Origin of the sequence: Hyphomonas sp. (assembly GCF_041398465.1) — a bacterium.
Lineage (GTDB): Bacteria > Pseudomonadota > Alphaproteobacteria > Caulobacterales > Hyphomonadaceae > Hyphomonas.
In genome coordinates, this window is sequence record NZ_JAWKUS010000001.1 from 473005 (window position 1) to 490707 (window position 17703).

Consider the following 17703-nt stretch of genomic DNA (forward strand, 5'->3'; position numbering starts at 1 on the left):
CGAATCTAAACTTGGGTATGTGCGATGAGTGGTAAATTTGGATCTGGAACAGCGCTGGCAGGCGTGCTCCTTTCGAGCGTAGCAGCGGCCCAGTTCGCCCATGCGATGGAGCCAGCCACAAACACAACTGGCCCGTCATCAGTTTACACGCTGCCTGAAGTTTTAAGCAATGGACAGATCGGCCTGCCCAGCCGAACCCTGAATGTCGCCCTGGTCGGCGGCGGACAGAGCGTTTCCGGGGGCGAGAGCGCAGAGTTTCTGACCTTCTGGAACTATGACCGGGCTATCTCTTTCAGCTCCGTTCGGGTGTTCGATGCGGCGGACAAGAGCCTCAGCAATCCGGTGGCAGACCTCGCCTTTACCAAGGAAAAAGGCGCGCGCTGGACCATGCCCAAGACGGGCAACGGCGCCTATGTCTATGTCCTGCGGGTCTATGACGAGACCGGCATGTATGACGAAACCCGGCCAAAGCCGCTGACCCGTGGCGCGGCGGTTAGCGATGAACGCGTTGCGGCGCAGACCCTGGAAACGGTCAAGACACGCGACAACACCTCTGTGCGCAATATCCGGGTACAGCCCGTTTACCGCCCGAAACCAGAACCGGTCGCCAAGCCGCAACCTGTTGTAAAACCAGCAGCTCCAGTCGTCGCGGTAAAGCCTGCGCCGGTCAAAGCTGCACCGGTCGCGCAAAAGTCCGAGGCGCCGAGCCGGATCCTGGTTGGGAAATCCTACTGGCAAAGCGCGGCCAACAGCCAGAAAGCCGAACGCGAAAGCGATGATCTTCTGCGCCAATCGGATATTCAGGTCAGTTTTGACGGCCTCGAAACCCAGCCTTTGTTGAATGTCGGCCTGTCGACTGGACAGACGTCCGCTGTGCCGGGCTCAACCGTCAGCTTCAGCACCTATTGGAATTATGATCACTGGGTCGACCGCGCGCAGATCGAAGTGTTTGACGCCGAGGATACCTTCATCACCGCGCCGATTGCAACGCTGCCGGTTGACCCTGAGACCGGGCGGGCCGACTGGACGGTTCCGGCGTATCGCAAGACCAACAGCTACACCTATGTCCTGAAAGTGTTCGACACCTCCGGGCGGTTTGACGAGACCAATCGCAAGCATATTGCCATGGTCAACAAGGTCGAGGCCCTGGACCTTGCGCCCAATGCGGCAGCGCCGATCTATGGCGAAGATGCCACGGCGCTTCGCAACATTCAAATCAAGGGCGGGGCTGTCACCGTGTCCGGCAAAGGCTTTGAGGGCGAGAAACTGGGCAGCCTACGGGTCATGGGCCGACCGGTCCTGGCGGATCCTGAGGGCGATTTTGCGGTGCAGCAGATCCTGCCGCCGGGCCGCCACGACGTTCAGGTGCGCTATGAGCAGCCTGATGGGACGATCATCAAGACCACCAAGAGCGCGGAAATCCCAGAAAGCGAAATGTTCTTTGTCGCGCTGGGCGATCTGACGATTGGCACCCGGTCCAGCGAAGGCCGGGCGCTTCTGGAAGCCAGCGGCGCCGAGTTTGAGGAAAACTACGTCACCGGACGCGGCGCCTTTTACCTTAAAGGCAAGATCAAAGGCCGCTATCTGCTGACCGCTTCTATGGATACGACCGAAGAGGATATCGACAGCCTGTTCTCCAATCTGTCGAACAAGGACCCCCAGTCGATCCTGCGCCGGATTGACCCAGACCGGTATTACCCGGTCTATGGCGACAACTCGACCTATGTTGAGGATGCGCCGACGCAGGGCCGGTTCTATGTCCGGCTTGAGGACGGCGATGATCACATTGTCTGGGGCAACTTCTTCACCAATGTCACCGACACCGAATTTGCCCAGATTGACCGCGGCCTCTATGGCGCGAAAGCCGAATACAACTCGGACGCTGTAACACCGGATGGTCAGCGCAAGCTGACAGCAACACTCTTTGCCGCCGATCCGGGCACGATTCCGGGCCGGCAGGAGTTCCGGGCCACAGGCGGATCGGTCTATTTCCTTGAAAATCAGGATGTGACCATAGGCTCAGAGCGTCTGCGCATTGAGGTCCGGGATCAAGATTCAGGGCTGGTGCTTGAGACACGGGAACTGCGCCCCTTTGTCGATTATGAAATCGATTACATTCAGGGCCGTGTGATGCTGTCCTCGCCTTTGTCCTCGACCGAGATCGGGACGCAGGTGGTCCGCGATGGCACCTTGTCAGGCTCAAGCGTCTATCTGGTTGCACGCTATGAATATACCCAAGCCTTTGCCGACATTGAGGGCTACACAACGGGTGGCCGGGTCGAAACCTGGGCCAGCAATGATGTGCGCTTTGGTCTGACGGCTCAGAGCGAGGAAACCGGCGAGGCTGACCAGACTTTGGTCGCCGCCGACGTCCTGATCAAGAAAAGCGATACGACCTATCTCAAGGGCGAGCTTGCCCAGACCGAAGGCGCTGCCTTTGATGAACGCGCCTCTCTGGATGGCGGCTTTACGTTCAATCCTCTGTCTTCGGGCGCATTGGCCGGAGAGGCAGCAACCGCCTGGCGCCTTGAGGGTGCCGTAAACGCGGCTGATTTTGGGGATCCAAGCCGGCCGACGCGGGCCTATGGCTATTATGAACAGCTTGAGGATGGTTTCTCTGCGCCCGGCCGTTTGACGCGCGGAGATACGACCCGCTTTGGTGCGGCCTTCGACACGCGCTTTGGCGAACGCACCGATGTGACGCTGAAATATGATTCTGTCGGAATCACAGGCGTCCTCGATGAGGACACGATGGCCGGTGACATCCGTATCGGGCTGACCGATCACTGGCAGCTTGGCGCAGGTCTGCGCCATAATGACCTTTCTGGCCCATTGGCGCTGCAGCAGGGCGACCGGACCGATACCGGGCTTGAGCTGCGCTATACCGTCAATGAGGCGCTGTCCTATTACGGTTTCGGTCAGATCACGCTGGATGCCGGTCCGGGCCGTGAGGAGCTCAACCGGGCTGGTTTCGGTCTTGAGGCGCGCATCCTGGACGCCTTCCAGATCAAGGGCGAGCTGTCTGAAGGGGATGGCGGGCTTGGCGCGCTGGCCGGTGTGACCTGGCAACGGGCCGATGGCGAGGAGTATTATCTCAACTACACCCTCGATGCGGACCGTACCGAGCCGGGCATAGATGGCACCGCATTCCTTGCAAACACAGAGAATAATCTGACCGTGGGCGGGCGTCGCCGCTTCTCCGATACGGTCAGCGTCTATGGTGAGGAACGCGCGAGCTTTGGCGACCGGGCTGGTCTGACCCATGCCTATGGTATCGACTATATCTGGGACGAGCGCTGGACCTTTGGTGCCTCATTCGAGGTCGGCGACCTTGAAGAACGCGGCCAGCGCGTTGAGCGCGAAGCCTATACGGTCACCTCCGGCTATAGTGATGAGACGCTGAATTTCGGCGCGGCGTTTGAGTGGCGCACAGATGAGCAGGGCGCAGACAAGCGCGACACCTGGCTGTTCCGCTCAAATCTCGGCATCAAAGTGTCACCGGACTGGACGGCCATCCTCAAATACAACAAGGCAGAAAGCAATTTCTCTGGCGGCGCGTTCTTTGATGGCGACTTTACCGAAGCCCAGATCGCCGGTGCCTATCGCCCGACCGAGAATGACCGGCTGAACGCCCTGATCCGCTACACCTATTTCGAGGACCTGCCCTCCTCGCAGCAGATCTCGAATACCGGACAGAGTGCGCTGCCGGCGCAAAAGTCGAATATCTTCAGCGCGGATGCGAACTATCGACTGACCAATTGGCTGACACTGGGCGGCAAGGTCGGCCTGCGTCAGGGCGAGGTCAGCCTCTCACGCACCGATGAGGATTTTGTCGAAAACAGTGCGAGCCTCTTTGTCTTGCGGGCTGACGTGCATGTCGTAAAAAAATGGGATGCGCTGCTTGAGGCCCGCATGCTGGAGGTGGATGCCGCCAATGATAGCAAAGCCGGGGTTCTGGCCGCGCTTTACCGCCATGTCGGCGACAATGCGAAAGTGGGTCTGGGGTACAACTTCACCGACTTCTCCGACGATCTGACTGATCTCTCCTTTGATGATGAAGGCCTGTTCCTGAACATCGTTGCCAAATTCTAGCGACGCTCTGGCCCTGCCTTCACAGGCAGGGCTGGAAATTGACCCGGTTGGACCACCTCGATGGGGCAGATCAGCCTCGATCCGCGATATCCCTCTGGTGGGCGTCTCACTTGAAGCGATGAAGCGCGCGCCGAAGGGCTTCCCGCACTACCGCGACCGCAGCGACCTTCTCTCTCAATCCCTGATGACCACTTTCCGCAATCGCGGCCTGTTCCCGACGGAAAACCACGTCATCTACTCGTTCCGCCATTCCTTCGAGAAGCGCATGCTGGAAGCCGGGCTCGACTACGGCCTGCGCTGCCTCCTCATGGGCCACGCCACAAGCCGCCCGGCCTATGGTGACGGCGGCTCAATGACGTATCGGCGCGACGAGCTTCTCAAGATCGCACACCCAGTGCCGGAGGGGTTGTTCGGGTAGACACGCGGCCAAGTCAGTGGGGATTTTCAAGCAACATGCATAAGTGCTTGCAACGACTTGGATTGGCCCGCTCGTGCCGGTTACTGGCGCTCACCAAGACGTCAGCTTGATCCCAGAAGCGGACGTTAGAAGCGCACCGGACAACCCCGACCCTAGGAAGGTTTGAGTTGTGGGGAGCGACGGAGAAGTCTCAGCCTTAGGAAAATCAATCACTCGGACTATTGAGCTGTGGTGCAGCCAAACGCTCTCTCTCTTCTCTAAGTAACTCCACTTTCTCGCGTTCTAGCTGCGCTATTCTTTTCTCTTCGGCAGCCTGCTCTTCAAGTGACAAAGCTCTTTTGTCGCCGCGCTCTGCTCGTTTTTGAGATTCCTCTATATCCGCATTCAGCTTAGCGAGCTGTTTTTCCGCATCTTTGCGCTTTTGCTCCTCCATGGCTGCCGCATTTCGTGCCATTTGCTCTGCAGCCTTTTTTTCCTGCAGCTCTTTTTTGCGCCGCGCAGCGTCCGCCTTTTGAATTTTGCGCTTGCGTGCCTGTTCAGACAAAGACGCTTTGGTAGCGCGGTAGATCCGTGGTGCTTGAAGCAGCAAACTTATAAGTCCGACAAAGAGACCCGCTCCGATAAATACTAATCCTATGGTGATCACATTATCCGTAATCCAGAGCATAAATGAGTTAATCAAAGCGAATGCTTTTGGAGCCGAGCCACCCGCAAACACAATCGTATGAAACAAAACGAGAGCTATCAGAACCGCGATCACCAGGGCGATCGCATAGACCAACAATGTCAAAAGTCCTCGTGCTGCATAGCGAGCGAGTACTTGTAGCGCTAGAAGTGGCAGAACGGGCAACGTGTCGATGAATCCATCTCTAGCTCTCCCCCGCCAATCCGCGGGTTGATCGACAATTTTCATATCCGGATCGCTAGCCTGAACGGTGCGAATATCTGGTGGATCAAATTGCCCAAGACTGCGTTGTAGTAGAGGGATCAAGTTGGTTCTGATGTTTGAAACCGATTGGGAGACTATGTTGCCCATAAAAGTCAGAACGATGGAAAGGGTGATCGTTACGCCTGACCCAGCCCCCTGAATTCCGGCCATGATTTTGCAGACTCTCTCGATTAGAGAGGATGACACATGCGCAAGAGCAGATTCACAGACGAGCAGATCATCGCGATGATCCGGGAGCACGAGAGCGGCGTGAAGACGGCAGACATCTGTCGCAAGTACGGGCTGTCGGATGCGACCTTCTACAAGCTGAAGGCCAAATTTGGCGGGATGACGGTGTCGGACGCCCAGCGGCTGCGGACGCTGGAGTCGGAGAACAGCAAGCTGAAGCGCCTGTTGGCCGAAGCGATGCTCGACAATGCTGCGCCAGGATCTTGCCCTCGAAAAACTTCTGACGCCCGATGTCAAACGTAAGCCGTGCAGCACCTAATGGCGGTGCATGAGCTGAGCGAACGTCGGGCCTGCAAGCTGGCTGACTGGATCGATCAACGTTCCAATATGAGAAACAGGCGGCGATGACGCGGCCATGCGTAGCGCGCGAGCGCTGCTGCGGACGCCGCCGGTTCGGTTACCGCCGGCTGGGGATACTGCTCGACCGGGAGGGGCTGGGCGCCAACCACAAGAAGATCTTCCGGATCTACCAGGAGGCCTCGCCGTGAAGCGCCGGCGCGGCCGCAGCGCGCGGTCGGCACCCGCAGCCCGATGCACCTTCCCGAGGACCGAACCAGAGATGGAGCCTCGACTTCGTCTCCGATGCCCTCGAGTGATGCAGGCGGTTCAGGACGCTCTGCGTGTCGATGACTTTACACGCGAGGCCTGGCGACGGTTGTCGATGTCTGCTGTCGGGCATCCGCGTCGCCCGGAGCCTTCGCGGCTGATCGACCAGCGCGGTCGTCCTCAGATGATCGTCTTCAACGGCACGGAGCTGACCAGTCACGCAATCCTGAAATGGGTCGGAGGCGCCGGATCGAATGGCACTACATTGCGCCCGGAAAGCCAACGCAGAATGCGTTTGTGGAATCATTCAATGGCCGGCTGCGGGACGAATGTCTCAACGAGCACCTGTTCGACCGTCTCAGCGAGGCTCGCAGCATTATCGAAGCCTGGCGGATCGATTACAATACCGTCCGCCCTCATACATCCCTCGGCGGCCTCGCTCCGGCGAGGTTCGCTGATAATGTCAGGCGAGCCCGGCCCGCTTCGCCTGAGCTACGCAAGAGCTCCGCTCAGCGGGCCTTGACCACCACCACCCAACCAGAAAGAAAGGCGAACGGAGTCTCCAAATAAACGGCCCGGATCAGGGGGCTGGGTCAGGACTGAGATCAAATTTCCATATTTGACGGTGCCATCGTGGTGGAAGTGCTCTGCCCCACAGGGGTGGTCCACCGGTTTTGTTAGTCCGGCGGTTTTCACGTAGCGGCGTTCATGCCGCTACCTCCTCACAGTAAGGCGGTATGAACGCCGCGGGCAAGATGGTTTGTGGAGCGGGTGGCCGGTAGCCCAGAGAAGAGTGCGGGCGCGCGGTGTTGTAGTGCCGCCGCCAGGTTTCGATCAGGATCTGGGCCTCCCTGAGATCGAAGAAGATTTCCCTCGCCAGCAACTCGTCCCGGAGCTTGGAGTTGAAACTTTCGCAGTATCCGTTTTCCCATGGGCTTCCCGGTTCGATATAGAGCGTCTTCACGCCGATACGTGCCAGCCAGTCACGGAGGGCTGTGCAATGAACTCAGGGCCATTGTCAGAGCGTATGTGTTCCGGCGGCCCATGCCGAACGAACAGCTCACCCAGCGTGTCGAGGACATCCCGTGAGTTCAGCTTTCGCTCGACTCGGATGGCGAGGCACTCCGTGTAAACTCGTCGACCACACACAGCATGCGGAACACACGTCCATCATGGGTGCGGTCCTGCACGAAGTCATAGGACCAGACATGGCCTTTGTGCGCCGGCCTCAGCCGCCACACGAGCCATCATTCAGCCAGAGACGACCGCGTTTTGGTTGTTTCATCGGCACTTTCAGCCCCTCCCGTCGCCAGATGCGGTAAACCCGCTTCTCGTTCACATGCCAGCCATCATTTCTGAGGAGCGCCGTGATCCGGCGATAGCCATACCGGCCGAACCGTTCGGCCAGGCGGATAATCGCCGATGTCAGGGCGTCCTCATCATCTCGCCGTATGGGCTGCTTGCGCTGGTCGAACGGTGCTGGCCGATCACACGGCAAGCCCGGCGTTCGGAGACGCCAAGCTCTTCCACCACGTGATCGACTGCAGCACGACGACGCGAAGGGCTTAGAACTTTCCCGCACGACTTCCTGAAGGATCTGGTTGTCCAGCGTGAGATCAGAGACTGCGCGCCGAAGCCGGGCGTTTTCCTTCTCCATATCTTTCATGCGCTTGGCTTGGTCGACCTGCAGGCCGCCATACTCTTTGCGCCAGCGGTAGTAGGTCTGTTCGGTCACACCGACGGCGCGCGCCGCCGAAGCTGCAGTTTCACCGCGAGCGAGGCGAACCTCCACCTCCCGCAGTTTCGCAATAATCTCTTCAGGCTTGGCTCTCTTGCCCATGTCTCAGCTCCATATCTGAAGCCGGAACTAACTCAAATAACGGACCACTTTTCGGGAGGCAGACCAGCACGCACGTTCAGAACAGGTTGGAAAACTGCCAGGTTGCTTTGGTCATTATCGGGGCGAGCTGGTTGGAAGCGGCCAGAGAAGACGGTCAAAAGCGCTTGTTCCAGGATGATGATCCGGTGAGAACGGAGATAGAGGTAGTTCTGGGGCGAGACATTCCCGTCATTCCGATCTTGATCGGCAGAAATGATATGCCGACCAAATCTGATCTGCCCGAATCCATTTGGGAGTTGGCCGACCGGAATGGAATCCCGGTCCGCCCAGACCCGGATTTTTCGGGTGACGTGGATCGGCTGGCACGCGCTCTTTGAACAAAATCAAAACGCCACGCAGGCTTCACAGCCTCCGGCTTGTTTGCCGTTCGGCGACCGCACCTGACTGAAGACATCGAACGTGAGGGCGAAACCCACATGCTCAATCGCATGAGCCATGCGGGAGCAGCCAATCGCCAGGTGCCGGGAAAGGAATGGTGGGCGGTACAAGGTTCGAACTTGTGACCCCTACGATGTCAACGTAGTGCTCTACCACTGAGCTAACCGCCCGTCCGGGAGCCGTCGGCCCCGTCAGGAAGCGTGGGTAATGGACAATCGGCGCGCCTGCGTCAAGCGTCTTCAGCCAGCTTCGCTGTTGCCTGGGTCACTCCCCGATTCCGGCGCCTTCGCCAGCAGGTCCACGGCGCTCTGCGCAAGGGCGTGCAGCGCCCGCTTGGAGGCCCCTGCCCGCGCGCGGACCGACAGGGAATGCAGCATGGCAGACGCAATGCGGCCGGCGTCATCCGGCGGCAGGGCGGTGCAGACCTCCCCTTCCGCCTGGGCCCGGGCAATGCGGGCCTCGAAGATCTCGTCCAGCCCGTCATTCGTGGCCGCGAGTTCCCGGCGCACGCTCGTGTCGCGCATGGCTTCGGGCGGGGCCGTGCTGGAGACGAAGCAGCCGCGGGCTTCCTCATCATCGGTGTAGATGCGGATCGCGGCGCGGTAGACATCTTCCAGCGCGGTTCGCAGGGTCGGCGCATCCTCCAGGATCTGGCGGCCGGCCGCGTGCATCGCCTCGCGGTATTGCTGCAGCGCCTGAAGGTAGAGCGCATGCTTGTCGCCGAAAGCGCCGTAGAGGCTGGGCCGGTTGAGGCCGGTCGCGCCGGTCAGGTCGCCGATGGAGGTGCCTTCGAAGCCGCCTTTCCAGAAGGCCTCCTGCACCTGCTGCATGACTTCATCGGCGTCGAAGCTGCGGGGGCGCCCGCGCCGGGGGGAAGCGTTATACTCGGTCATGAGGTATTTCCTCCATGCGTCACCATTATTGTAACGATGGGTATGAAAATACCGGGTTTCAAGACCGGACCGGGGCGATTTCCGGAATTGTGTGGCCTCAGGCGGCCATCACCTTGTCGACTTCCTCAACGATTTCGCGGAGGTGGAACGGCTTCGACAGCACTTTTGCCCCCGCCGGCGTTGGTGATCCGGACGACAGCGCCACAGCGGCAAAGCCGGTGATGAAGACGATCTTCATGGCCGGGTCGAGTTCGGCACCGCGGCGCGCCAGTTCGATCCCGTCGAGGCCAGGCATCACGATATCGGTCAGCAGAAGGTCAAAGACTTCGCGCTCCAGCGCCGCCAGCGCCGTTTCGCCGTCGGCATAGTCCTGCACCTCATGGCTCGCACGGCGCAGAGCCGCGGCCAGGAAGGCGCGCATGGAGTCATCATCTTCAGCCAGCAGGATCTTTGTCACCTGGGGCCCCCTTCATCCGTCCGATTAGCCTAAGCATAAACAGTGATCCGGGTAAATCAGCGGTGAATAACGCCAAATTTGATCTGACTTTTTTACCTTGTCGCCCCCTGGGCCGCCGCTCGGGGCTTGACCTTGCCACGAACAGGCAAACCATAGGCGGGATGCGTCCGACACCCCCTCTCGCCCCTGTTCCTGTCGTGTCCGGCCCTGCCGGGACGGAATTGTTCGAGGCACCCTATACGCTGACGCGGCCGACGGGGCGGGTAACCCCCTTCCTGTTCGCCTCGCCGCATTCCGGGTCGTTTTATCCCGGCAGCATGCTGGACGCGCTGTGCGTGCCGGTCATGGATCTGCGCCGCACGGAAGATGCATTCATCGAGGAATTGTTCGCCACGGCGCCCGCCGCCGGAGCGAGCCTGCTGGCCGCGCGCTACGGCCGTTCGGTCGCCGATCTCAACCGCGATCCGCGGGAACTGGACGCGTCCATGTTCGATGGCCCCCCGCCCCGCACCTGCGGCATGCCGACAGCGCGCGTGGACGCCGGCCTCGGCTGCCTGCCCCGCGTTGCTGCTGGCGGGACCGAAATCTACAGCCGCCGCCTGACACCGGAGGAAGGCGAAGCCCGCCTACGCCACATTCATGACGCGTATCATGCCTGTCTCGGCGACGAACTGGCCGCCCTGCGCGACACATACGGCCACGCCGTGCTGATCGATTGCCACTCCATGCCGTCGGTCCAGCCGGGCCGCCGCGCACTGGCAGACATTGTATTGGGCGACCGGTTCGGCGCCTCCTGCGATCCGCGCCTGACAGGCCGTGCCGAGCGGGCCTTCCGCGAGCTTGGTTTCAGCGTTGCGCGCAATGCCCCCTATGCCGGCGGCTACACGACCCGGCGCTACGGCAAGCCGCGGCGCGGTGTCCACGCCCTGCAGATCGAGATCAATCGCGGACTGTACATGGATGAGCACGCCGTCGAGCGTCTGGACCGGTTCGACGATCTCGCCGACGCGATTGAGACAGTTATCTCCAATTTGCTGGATACTGCGCCGATCCTCCCAAAGGTGTAATTTTTCACCTGCCCCCGATTTTGCGAAAAACGCCCCATGCAACCCGGCATGGCAGCTTTGCACGGCCTGAATGGAATTCGGGGACCGCCGCGATTTTCATGCGGCCCCTTGTGGGTGACGCAGCGACAGGGGGCGCGGCGGCTGATCCAGGGGCTCTTTTCCCAGCCAATCGCCATCAGAAATGATATTTTTCTGAATAAAAACAGTGCCTCGAACACTTCGACCAAAAAAAGGGCCGCGCTGAAAAGCGCGGCCGTAAAGTCAAAGGGAGGAAACGCCAGAGGCGTCTGCACCGAAGTGCAGGACCAGATTTATGCTGCGATGCACAAACGAGCAAGGGACAGGCTGCCGCAGGAAGGAATTTTCATAAATCTGCCCGGGAATTGGGCAGTCATGCCTCCCGGCACGCCGTTTGCGAGATGATCGCCGGAAACCCCGAAACGGGACAATTGGTGTCCCAAGCTAAGACCCGCCCGGAGTAGAATAACATGGCTGATGATACAGACCTGCACGTTGGCAAGCGCCTCCGCCGCCGCCGCCGCCTTCTCGGCATGACCCAGCAAGACCTCGCGACACAGGTCGGCGTTCGCTTCCAGCAGATCCAGAAATATGAATGCGGCGCCAACCGCATCACCGCCTCGCGCCTCTTCGAACTGGCCAAGGCAATGAATGTGTCGGTCCAGTATTTCTTTGACGGCATGCCCGCCAGCAGCACACCGGATGCTGCCAACGATGCCGAACGCCTCGAAAGCGACATCCTCAGCCAGAAGGAAACGCTGGAACTGGTCCGCGCCTACTACCGCCTCGACGAGCGTCCGCGCCGCCGCCTGCTGGATCTGGCAAAGGCTCTTGAAGGCGATACGTCCGGCCACGGCGCCGCCTGATCCGGCTTAACCTTTCCATGCTTGACCGGCCGGGCTGCTTGGGGCCTAGCTGGTCGCATGAGCCCTGATTTCAATCTCGACGAAGATCTCGCGCTCGCGAATCGTCTTGCCGATGCGGCCTGGTCAGCGATCCGGCCGCATTTTCGTGCGCTGAGCGCAATCGATAACAAGGCCGGCGCAGGCCAGTCCTACGACCCGGTCACCGAAGCCGACCGCGCCGCCGAAAAGGCGATGCGCGACATCATCGCCCGCGAACGCCCTCACCACGGCATCACCGGGGAAGAATTCGGCGAATCCCCCTCCTCGTCCGGCTGGCGCTGGGTGCTGGACCCGGTCGATGGCACGCGCGCCTTCGTCGCCGGCCTGCCGGTCTGGACGACGCTGATCTCGCTCGTGGACCCGATGGGCTTCCCGCTGATCGGCGTGATCGACCAGCCGGTCCTTAGCGAGCGCTATATCGGCTGGCCGGGCGGTGCGGCCCTCCAGACACCCGGCGGACGCAGCCCGCTGAACGTGACGGACATCCCGTCCCTCTCCGAAGCCGTGATCTCGACGACCGACCCCTACATGCTGAAAGGCCTCGAACAAGAGGCGTGGGCCAGCCTGCGAGGCGCCTCGCGCCTCGCCCGTTACGGCCTCGACGCTTACGCCTATGCCCGGCTCGCCGGCGGCACGATCCACCTGGTGGCCGAAAGCGGCCTGAAAGCCTGGGACGTCGCGGCGCTGATCCCGGTCATCACCGGCGCGGGCGGCCACGCAACGGACTGGACCGGCGCCCCGGCCAGCCTCGGCGGTCAGGTCCTCTGCACCGCCAGCGACGCCGTCATGGACCAGGCCCTCGCCCTTCTGGAGCCTGCCGCAGTCTAAGTCCGGTATAGTCCGGTATAGTCATGGCAAGTCATGCATGATCATGGCGTAGACAGATTTTGTGCTGCTCCAGTCATTCCCCGCACGCGTCATCCCCGACCGCGCAGCGGTCTGGGGACCCATCTCTGACCAGTGCATCGGGAACGTCATGTCATGACGTGCTCGGCGCCTCGTTCAGGGATGGGCGCCCAGATGGCCGTTGGCCATCGGGCGTGACGCAAGTGGAGGACTATCCACCAACTGAACCGCCTCATCCTGCTGCAGCCACTCACCCGGCAACAATCCTATCCAACACCTCCGTAGTCTGACGTATAGTCCGGCCCATGTCGCTCTTCCGTCTTCCCGAAGGTTTCCCGCCGCAGCTCGCCTTTCTCTGGCCCATCATCTGGGTCCAGGTACTGATGCTGCGCGCTGAGATCCGGGCAGCCTATGGAAGGGGCGTGAAATACCACTGGAGCATCACGCCGAACCTGCGCGTCTATCTTGTCAGCATTGACTGGATGCCAGGACAGAAAGCCGAACGCGACTGGCTGAAACCTTCAGAACATTACAATGATCGCCTCGCCGCTGCGTGCGATGGCTGCGCGGCTGCGCCAGCTTATTCTGCGCAATTCGGCGAATTTCATGATGCCGGTATGGCGCCCGCCATCTGCGGCATCGCGATACACGGCCCGCTGAGCCTACCCCTGCCGGAAACCTGACGCGCACCCAGCCCTGAAAACTCAGCTCACAGACCAAGCGCCTTCACGGGCGCCGCACCTGCTGGGCGCTACGGGCCTTCAACCTCGTAGCCTTCGCCGCGCAGCAGCTCGATCACGCTGTCCTTGCCGGCAAGGTGGCCGGCGCCGACCGCAATCAGCACAGTGCCGGGCTCGTCCAGCATGGCTTCGATCTTCGGCACCCAGTCCTGGTTGCGCTCTTTCAACAGCGCATCATAGATCGCTTCCGATCCCATCATGTCCGGATTGGACATCAGCGCGGCGAGCCCGGCGACATCGCCGTCCTCCCATTCATCGACCAGCACATCGAGCATTTCGCTCCCCTCCTCCACCGACTCGGCGGAAGAGATCAGGAAGTCGACCTGCTCGTCATCCGGCAGGTTGGCGAACCGGCCAAGCTGTTCCTCGATGGTTTCGAGATAGGCGAAGTCCTTGCCAGCGGCCTTGCCTTCGCGCTCCAGCACCTGCTCCACGCCGGCACCCGGGTCGAAACCGTCCTTCTTCATCTGCAGGACGGACAGGTTCACCGCCGCATACCAGGGCCGGAAGGTCTCCATCGCGCCGAGGGGAAAACCGAGATAGTCGAGCGCGTCTTTCAGCTCAGCCGTCTCGGCCTCGTCCAGCAGGCTGGTCAGCTGGCGGCCATCGGTGAACAGGGCATGGCTGGAGACAAAGGTCATCATTTCGCTGGCGGCCTGCTGGCTGGACACATCGGCTTCGAACACCAGCGTGTCTGCTTCTTCCAGTGCGGTGTCGATTTCCGCGGAGCGCCAGTCGAGCTCCGGACGCAGGAAATGAACCGTGCCCATGATGCGGATGGTCGTGTCCTCATCGGCCAGCGTCCAGACGGCCGGCTCACCGGCGCCATGGCTCGCTTCGGCCGCCGCCAGGGCCGCCTCGTAGAGCGCCTCCTGTTTCGCTTCCCGCGCAGCGCGTTCGGCTGCCGGCGACAGGTCCGGCTTGCTTTCGATCGTGCCGCGATCGCCGCAGCCCGCCACGGCCAGCCCCATCGCCGCAGCCGCCATGGCCGCCCAACCTGTTCGCTTCATGGAGAAAAACCTCTTCTACCCCGCTGCCGGTACCCTAGACCGGCCCCGCCTGCCGGGGAAGCACTTCAGCTGCTTGCCGCCCCAGCGGCACTGCGCCATTGCACTGCAGGCCAGCTTGCCTTATTCACCGGCCTCGGCTTGGCACCCATAGCTCAGCTGGATAGAGCGCTGCCCTCCGAAGGCAGAGGTCAGAGGTTCAAATCCTCTTGGGTGCGCCATTTTCATCCATTTTTGGCGAGTGTTGGGTGTCTCTTCGTTGATCCGAGGCGCAGAACACCGCAGCTTTTCCTACGGATTTGCGTTTCGGTCCGCCTGATCCAGGTCGAAGACGAGTTTCCAGCCTGCCTCCCACAGGGCTATGCGGGCAAGCTCATACTGATCGAACTCATATATCGAAGTCGCAGCACGGCCCAATTCCAAAAGTTGCCAGGGCTCACCGGGGGACTGGATCAACAACATCAGGCGCAATTCCGGATCGAAACCGAACCAATACTCAAATATTTGCCCGGTCGGCGTATGCCCGTCTGTGGGCGAAACGGCTTCGGCATCACCATCCATTTCAATGAGACCGGCCGGCACAGCCTGAAGGATTGTCTGGTGATCCCGCTCGAACTGGCGGATGCACTCAGGCGAGGTTTGGCAAGCAACTGGCCGGTAGGGATCCGATAATATTGCAAAAACACGCGGCTGCGGGAGATCTACCTTCACTGGGCGCCCTATTCCGTCACAATCAGGATCGCATGGTCGAGGTCGGTTGATTTCAGCGTCTCGATCGCATCTGACGGCACGAGAAAATGGTTCGTCCCGGCCAGGCGCGTGAGCGCAACACCATTGATCGATGCTTTCAGTGGAGCGTCATAATAGGTGCGGTCGACGCCTTCTTCATCCGGCGCCTGAACACCGTCCAGGAAGAGGTATATCGGCATGTTTGCCTTCAGGGCCATCGGCTCACTTGAATACACCCAGCCTTCTGAATGCTCTGCCTCGATGTCGTCGAGCGCGGCACGCATCGCCTTCAACCCATTCAGCATGTCCCGGTTCTTCCAGTAGACGTGACCCGTGAACTTGAAGTGCCGGACAGCGCTGTAAAAGTCAGCCTGCGCAGAGGCGTAGTCGGCCCAGGCCTTGCCTTCGAAAAGTTCCGCCAACAGCTGCTTTGCTTTTTCCGAAGCATTCTTCTTCAGATAATCCTTGGCCAGATCTTTCCCCCACTCCCTGGCAAATGCCGTCTTGCCGCTCTGCAAGGTCTTGGCACGATATGACTTGTCAGCCTTCTGAAGCGCCTCGTACTGCTTTTCTATGAGGGCCGTCATATTCTTGTAGTCCGCACTGTCGACCGGCATGCCGACCCGGTTCTTGATATAGCGGGTCATGTCCTGCTCTATCAGCCCTTGCTTGAAGCGGGATTTCGCCAGGCCCAGCCACCCCTTCTCCCAATATACCTTGCTGGCATATTGCGCCGCGTTCTCCTGTACCTTCCTGTCTTCCAGATCGTACGCACTCAGAATCGCCTCGGCAGAGAGCGGCGTGGACTTCAGGTTGAAATCAGGCTCGTAGAGCTTGGGGGGATCGTAGACATTCTTGTACATGCGCTGGCCCGCCCAAAGCAGGAAAGCTTGCGGTCCACCCTTGCCCGCATCGAGCCCCTCATCGAACTGGACCGCCGCCTCCACCGCCAATTGTGACAGGGTGGATGCAGCAGTGCCCCATACGAAGTCTTCCATTTCGAGGCTGACGTTCTGGTCTTCGAACAACATGTGCCGGCGGGCTTTCTCTCGCGCTTCTTCCGCGTGCTCGACAGCGGTTTCCAGAAGGGCAATGTTTGCGTCCAAACTCTGGCGCGCCCGCAGGTATTCCGGGTCATGACGAGCCGAGAAGCCCGGCATGAGCGATACGCTGATCACACTCCGGTCTGCGCGGCGTTCGGCCTGCGCAAGATCGTGCCGCGCCTGATAGTATATGTCGCTCGCCCGGTCAGCTTCTTCTATGGCGTGACGCAGCTGGTCGGCCACGTCGTTCAGCCGTCCCTCATAGAGGCTCAGACGGCGATTGAAGTCGTTCTGTGCAACAACCAATCCATCGATTGCGTCGCTCTCGGACAGGCCGGCATCCATATCCCGCTGCGCCGCGTCCCGTGCGTCAAGCAGGTCATCCCGTGCCAGTGAGACATCTTCCCGGAATTCGTAATACCGCCTGTCCCAATCCTTTTTTGCGCGCATGACAGACGCATCCGCGAGTTCGTAAGCCTTTTGCGCTTCGGTCCGTGCTTTGCGCATCTCAAGCAGCCGGTCTTTCGACTCGGTCTGGCTGACATTGAATGACGTGATTGTGAGTTGCGGCTGGTCAGGCTCCTCGATCTCGGGATAGCCGGAAATCTCCAGCTGGAAGGGAATGATCTGGTTGTTGAACAGCACGTAGTTCGGACCCGACCGGGCATCAGGGCCGACGGCGAGGCTGATCGCCCTTCCTTCAATGCCATTTTCTGAAAGACATGAGCCTGCATTCGGAAAGATGAAACGGCCGCTGTCCGTCCTGGGTTTGCAGATCAGCCAGTTGCTCTCGAACACCGTCAGGCCGGAGCCTCCCGGCACTCGTATATCTTGCATGCCCCAAAGGTCATCTCCGTACAGCAATAGGAACACCTTTGGCATCTTGCGGGGATTTGTCTCTTTGGTGAATTCCGTTTCCAGAACAACTGGCGCTCCAACCGGGTGCTTGATTCCATAAGAGCGGCCCGAGGCAAATCGATCCTTGTACGAAAAGCCTCGCCAGATGCCCCAATCATTCATCTGTGTCTGCTGCATGGACTGGACCTGGCCCACACGCGGCGAGGTTCGCCGCCAGATTTCGCTGCCAGTCTCTCCCTTCGTGGTATTGTAAGTGCCAAATACCGTTCGATGGTCTGCGGTGGACAAGTGACTTACCCGAAGGCTTCCGCGTTCGCTGCCCAGATACAATCCCCAGTCAATTTCGTATCCGCCCGCAACCGTCTTCACCGGCTTTGTGGTGTAGTCGTAGGCGACTTCTGTGGAATCGAGATCGGCAACCAGCTGCCCATCGCCATCCCTGTAAACGCGCAGGACAACTGGCGGCATGTCGTCCTGCCCCTGCCAATATATGTCGTAGTTCCCAATCAGAGGATGGACCGGGCTTCCCTGCGCGGCCCCAGCTGCCGCCATCAGGCATGCCATCGTGAAGGCCAGGAGGCCCCTATACAGGTGATTGATCATGTGCGTCCCCTCACATTCATGGCTTG

The 17703-nt window shown here is 60.3% G+C and carries 13 protein-coding genes, 2 tRNA genes and 2 pseudogenes; 9 read left to right on the forward strand and 8 right to left on the reverse strand.

The annotated features are described in order from the left end of the window. Positions 1 to 24 precede the first annotated feature (24 nt). Both R3C98_RS02210 and R3C98_RS02215 read left to right on the forward strand, forming a co-directional pair. Positions 25 to 4092, forward strand: a complete 4068-nt coding sequence (locus R3C98_RS02210; RefSeq protein ID WP_291075197.1) for a hypothetical protein — start codon at positions 25 to 27, stop codon at positions 4090 to 4092. Positions 4093 to 4189: 97 nt separating this feature from the next. Then, entirely contained in the window at positions 4190 to 4510 is a 321-nt protein-coding gene (locus R3C98_RS02215) for a hypothetical protein (protein WP_291075198.1), read from the forward strand. 205 nt (positions 4511 to 4715) lie between these two features. On the opposite strand, the gene R3C98_RS02220 is transcribed toward R3C98_RS02215, so the two are convergent. After that, the gene (locus R3C98_RS02220) at positions 4716 to 5609 is read right to left on the reverse strand and encodes a hypothetical protein (RefSeq protein ID WP_291075199.1); all 894 of its coding nucleotides are present in this window, start codon (positions 5607 to 5609) and stop codon (positions 4716 to 4718) included. A gap of 36 nt (positions 5610 to 5645) precedes the next feature. Between R3C98_RS02220 and R3C98_RS02225 the strand changes: the two are divergent. Beyond that, a pseudogene (locus R3C98_RS02225) lies at positions 5646 to 6803 on the forward strand (IS3 family transposase). Positions 6804 to 6939: 136 nt separating this feature from the next. Here the strand turns inward: R3C98_RS02225 and R3C98_RS02230 are convergent. The 4 genes and pseudogenes from R3C98_RS02230 to cpdR form a co-directional block, all read right to left on the reverse strand. Then, positions 6940 to 8073, reverse strand: a pseudogene (locus R3C98_RS02230) (IS3 family transposase). A gap of 533 nt (positions 8074 to 8606) precedes the next feature. Then, positions 8607 to 8681, reverse strand: a tRNA-Val gene (locus tag R3C98_RS02235). Between the two features lie 69 nt (positions 8682 to 8750). Beyond that, positions 8751 to 9404 (reverse strand): TetR/AcrR family transcriptional regulator, encoded by a 654-nt coding sequence (locus tag R3C98_RS02240; RefSeq protein WP_371312486.1) that lies wholly within the window; start codon positions 9402 to 9404, stop codon positions 8751 to 8753. Between the two features lie 97 nt (positions 9405 to 9501). Then, entirely contained in the window at positions 9502 to 9861 is a 360-nt protein-coding gene (cpdR, locus tag R3C98_RS02245; RefSeq protein WP_034762043.1) for a cell cycle two-component system response regulator CpdR, read from the reverse strand. 161 nt (positions 9862 to 10022) lie between these two features. On the opposite strand from cpdR, the gene R3C98_RS02250 reads away from it, so the two are divergent. The 5 genes from R3C98_RS02250 (at position 10023) to R3C98_RS02270 (ending at position 13380) form a co-directional block, all read left to right on the forward strand. Then, entirely contained in the window at positions 10023 to 10928 is a 906-nt protein-coding gene (locus R3C98_RS02250) for an N-formylglutamate amidohydrolase (RefSeq protein WP_371312487.1), read from the forward strand. 36 nt (positions 10929 to 10964) lie between these two features. Then, positions 10965 to 11351: a hypothetical protein gene (locus tag R3C98_RS02255; RefSeq protein WP_371312488.1), complete on the forward strand. Its 387-nt coding sequence runs from the start codon at positions 10965 to 10967 to the stop codon at positions 11349 to 11351. A 65-nt stretch (positions 11352 to 11416) separates the two neighbouring features. Further along, positions 11417 to 11812, forward strand: coding sequence for a helix-turn-helix domain-containing protein (locus R3C98_RS02260; RefSeq protein ID WP_371312489.1), 396 nt, complete (start codon positions 11417 to 11419; stop codon positions 11810 to 11812). Positions 11813 to 11869: 57 nt separating this feature from the next. Continuing rightward, positions 11870 to 12679: a histidinol-phosphatase gene (hisN, locus tag R3C98_RS02265; RefSeq protein ID WP_371312490.1), complete on the forward strand. Its 810-nt coding sequence runs from the start codon at positions 11870 to 11872 to the stop codon at positions 12677 to 12679. Positions 12680 to 13002: 323 nt separating this feature from the next. Then, positions 13003 to 13380, forward strand: a complete 378-nt coding sequence (locus R3C98_RS02270) for a hypothetical protein (RefSeq protein ID WP_371312491.1) — start codon at positions 13003 to 13005, stop codon at positions 13378 to 13380. A 68-nt stretch (positions 13381 to 13448) separates the two neighbouring features. Here the strand turns inward: R3C98_RS02270 and R3C98_RS02275 are convergent, their stop codons facing one another. Then, positions 13449 to 14447, reverse strand: coding sequence for a TraB/GumN family protein (locus tag R3C98_RS02275; protein WP_371312492.1), 999 nt, complete (start codon positions 14445 to 14447; stop codon positions 13449 to 13451). Between the two features lie 141 nt (positions 14448 to 14588). Here R3C98_RS02275 and R3C98_RS02280 point away from each other — a divergent pair. Next, positions 14589 to 14665: transfer RNA gene (locus R3C98_RS02280), tRNA-Arg, on the forward strand. Positions 14666 to 14735: 70 nt separating this feature from the next. Here the strand turns inward: R3C98_RS02280 and R3C98_RS02285 are convergent. Both R3C98_RS02285 and R3C98_RS02290 read right to left on the reverse strand, forming a co-directional pair. After that, positions 14736 to 15155, reverse strand: a complete 420-nt coding sequence (locus R3C98_RS02285; protein WP_371312493.1) for a hypothetical protein — start codon at positions 15153 to 15155, stop codon at positions 14736 to 14738. A gap of 8 nt (positions 15156 to 15163) precedes the next feature. Beyond that, positions 15164 to 17677: a hypothetical protein gene (locus R3C98_RS02290; RefSeq protein WP_371312495.1), complete on the reverse strand. Its 2514-nt coding sequence runs from the start codon at positions 17675 to 17677 to the stop codon at positions 15164 to 15166. Positions 17678 to 17703 lie beyond the last annotated feature (26 nt).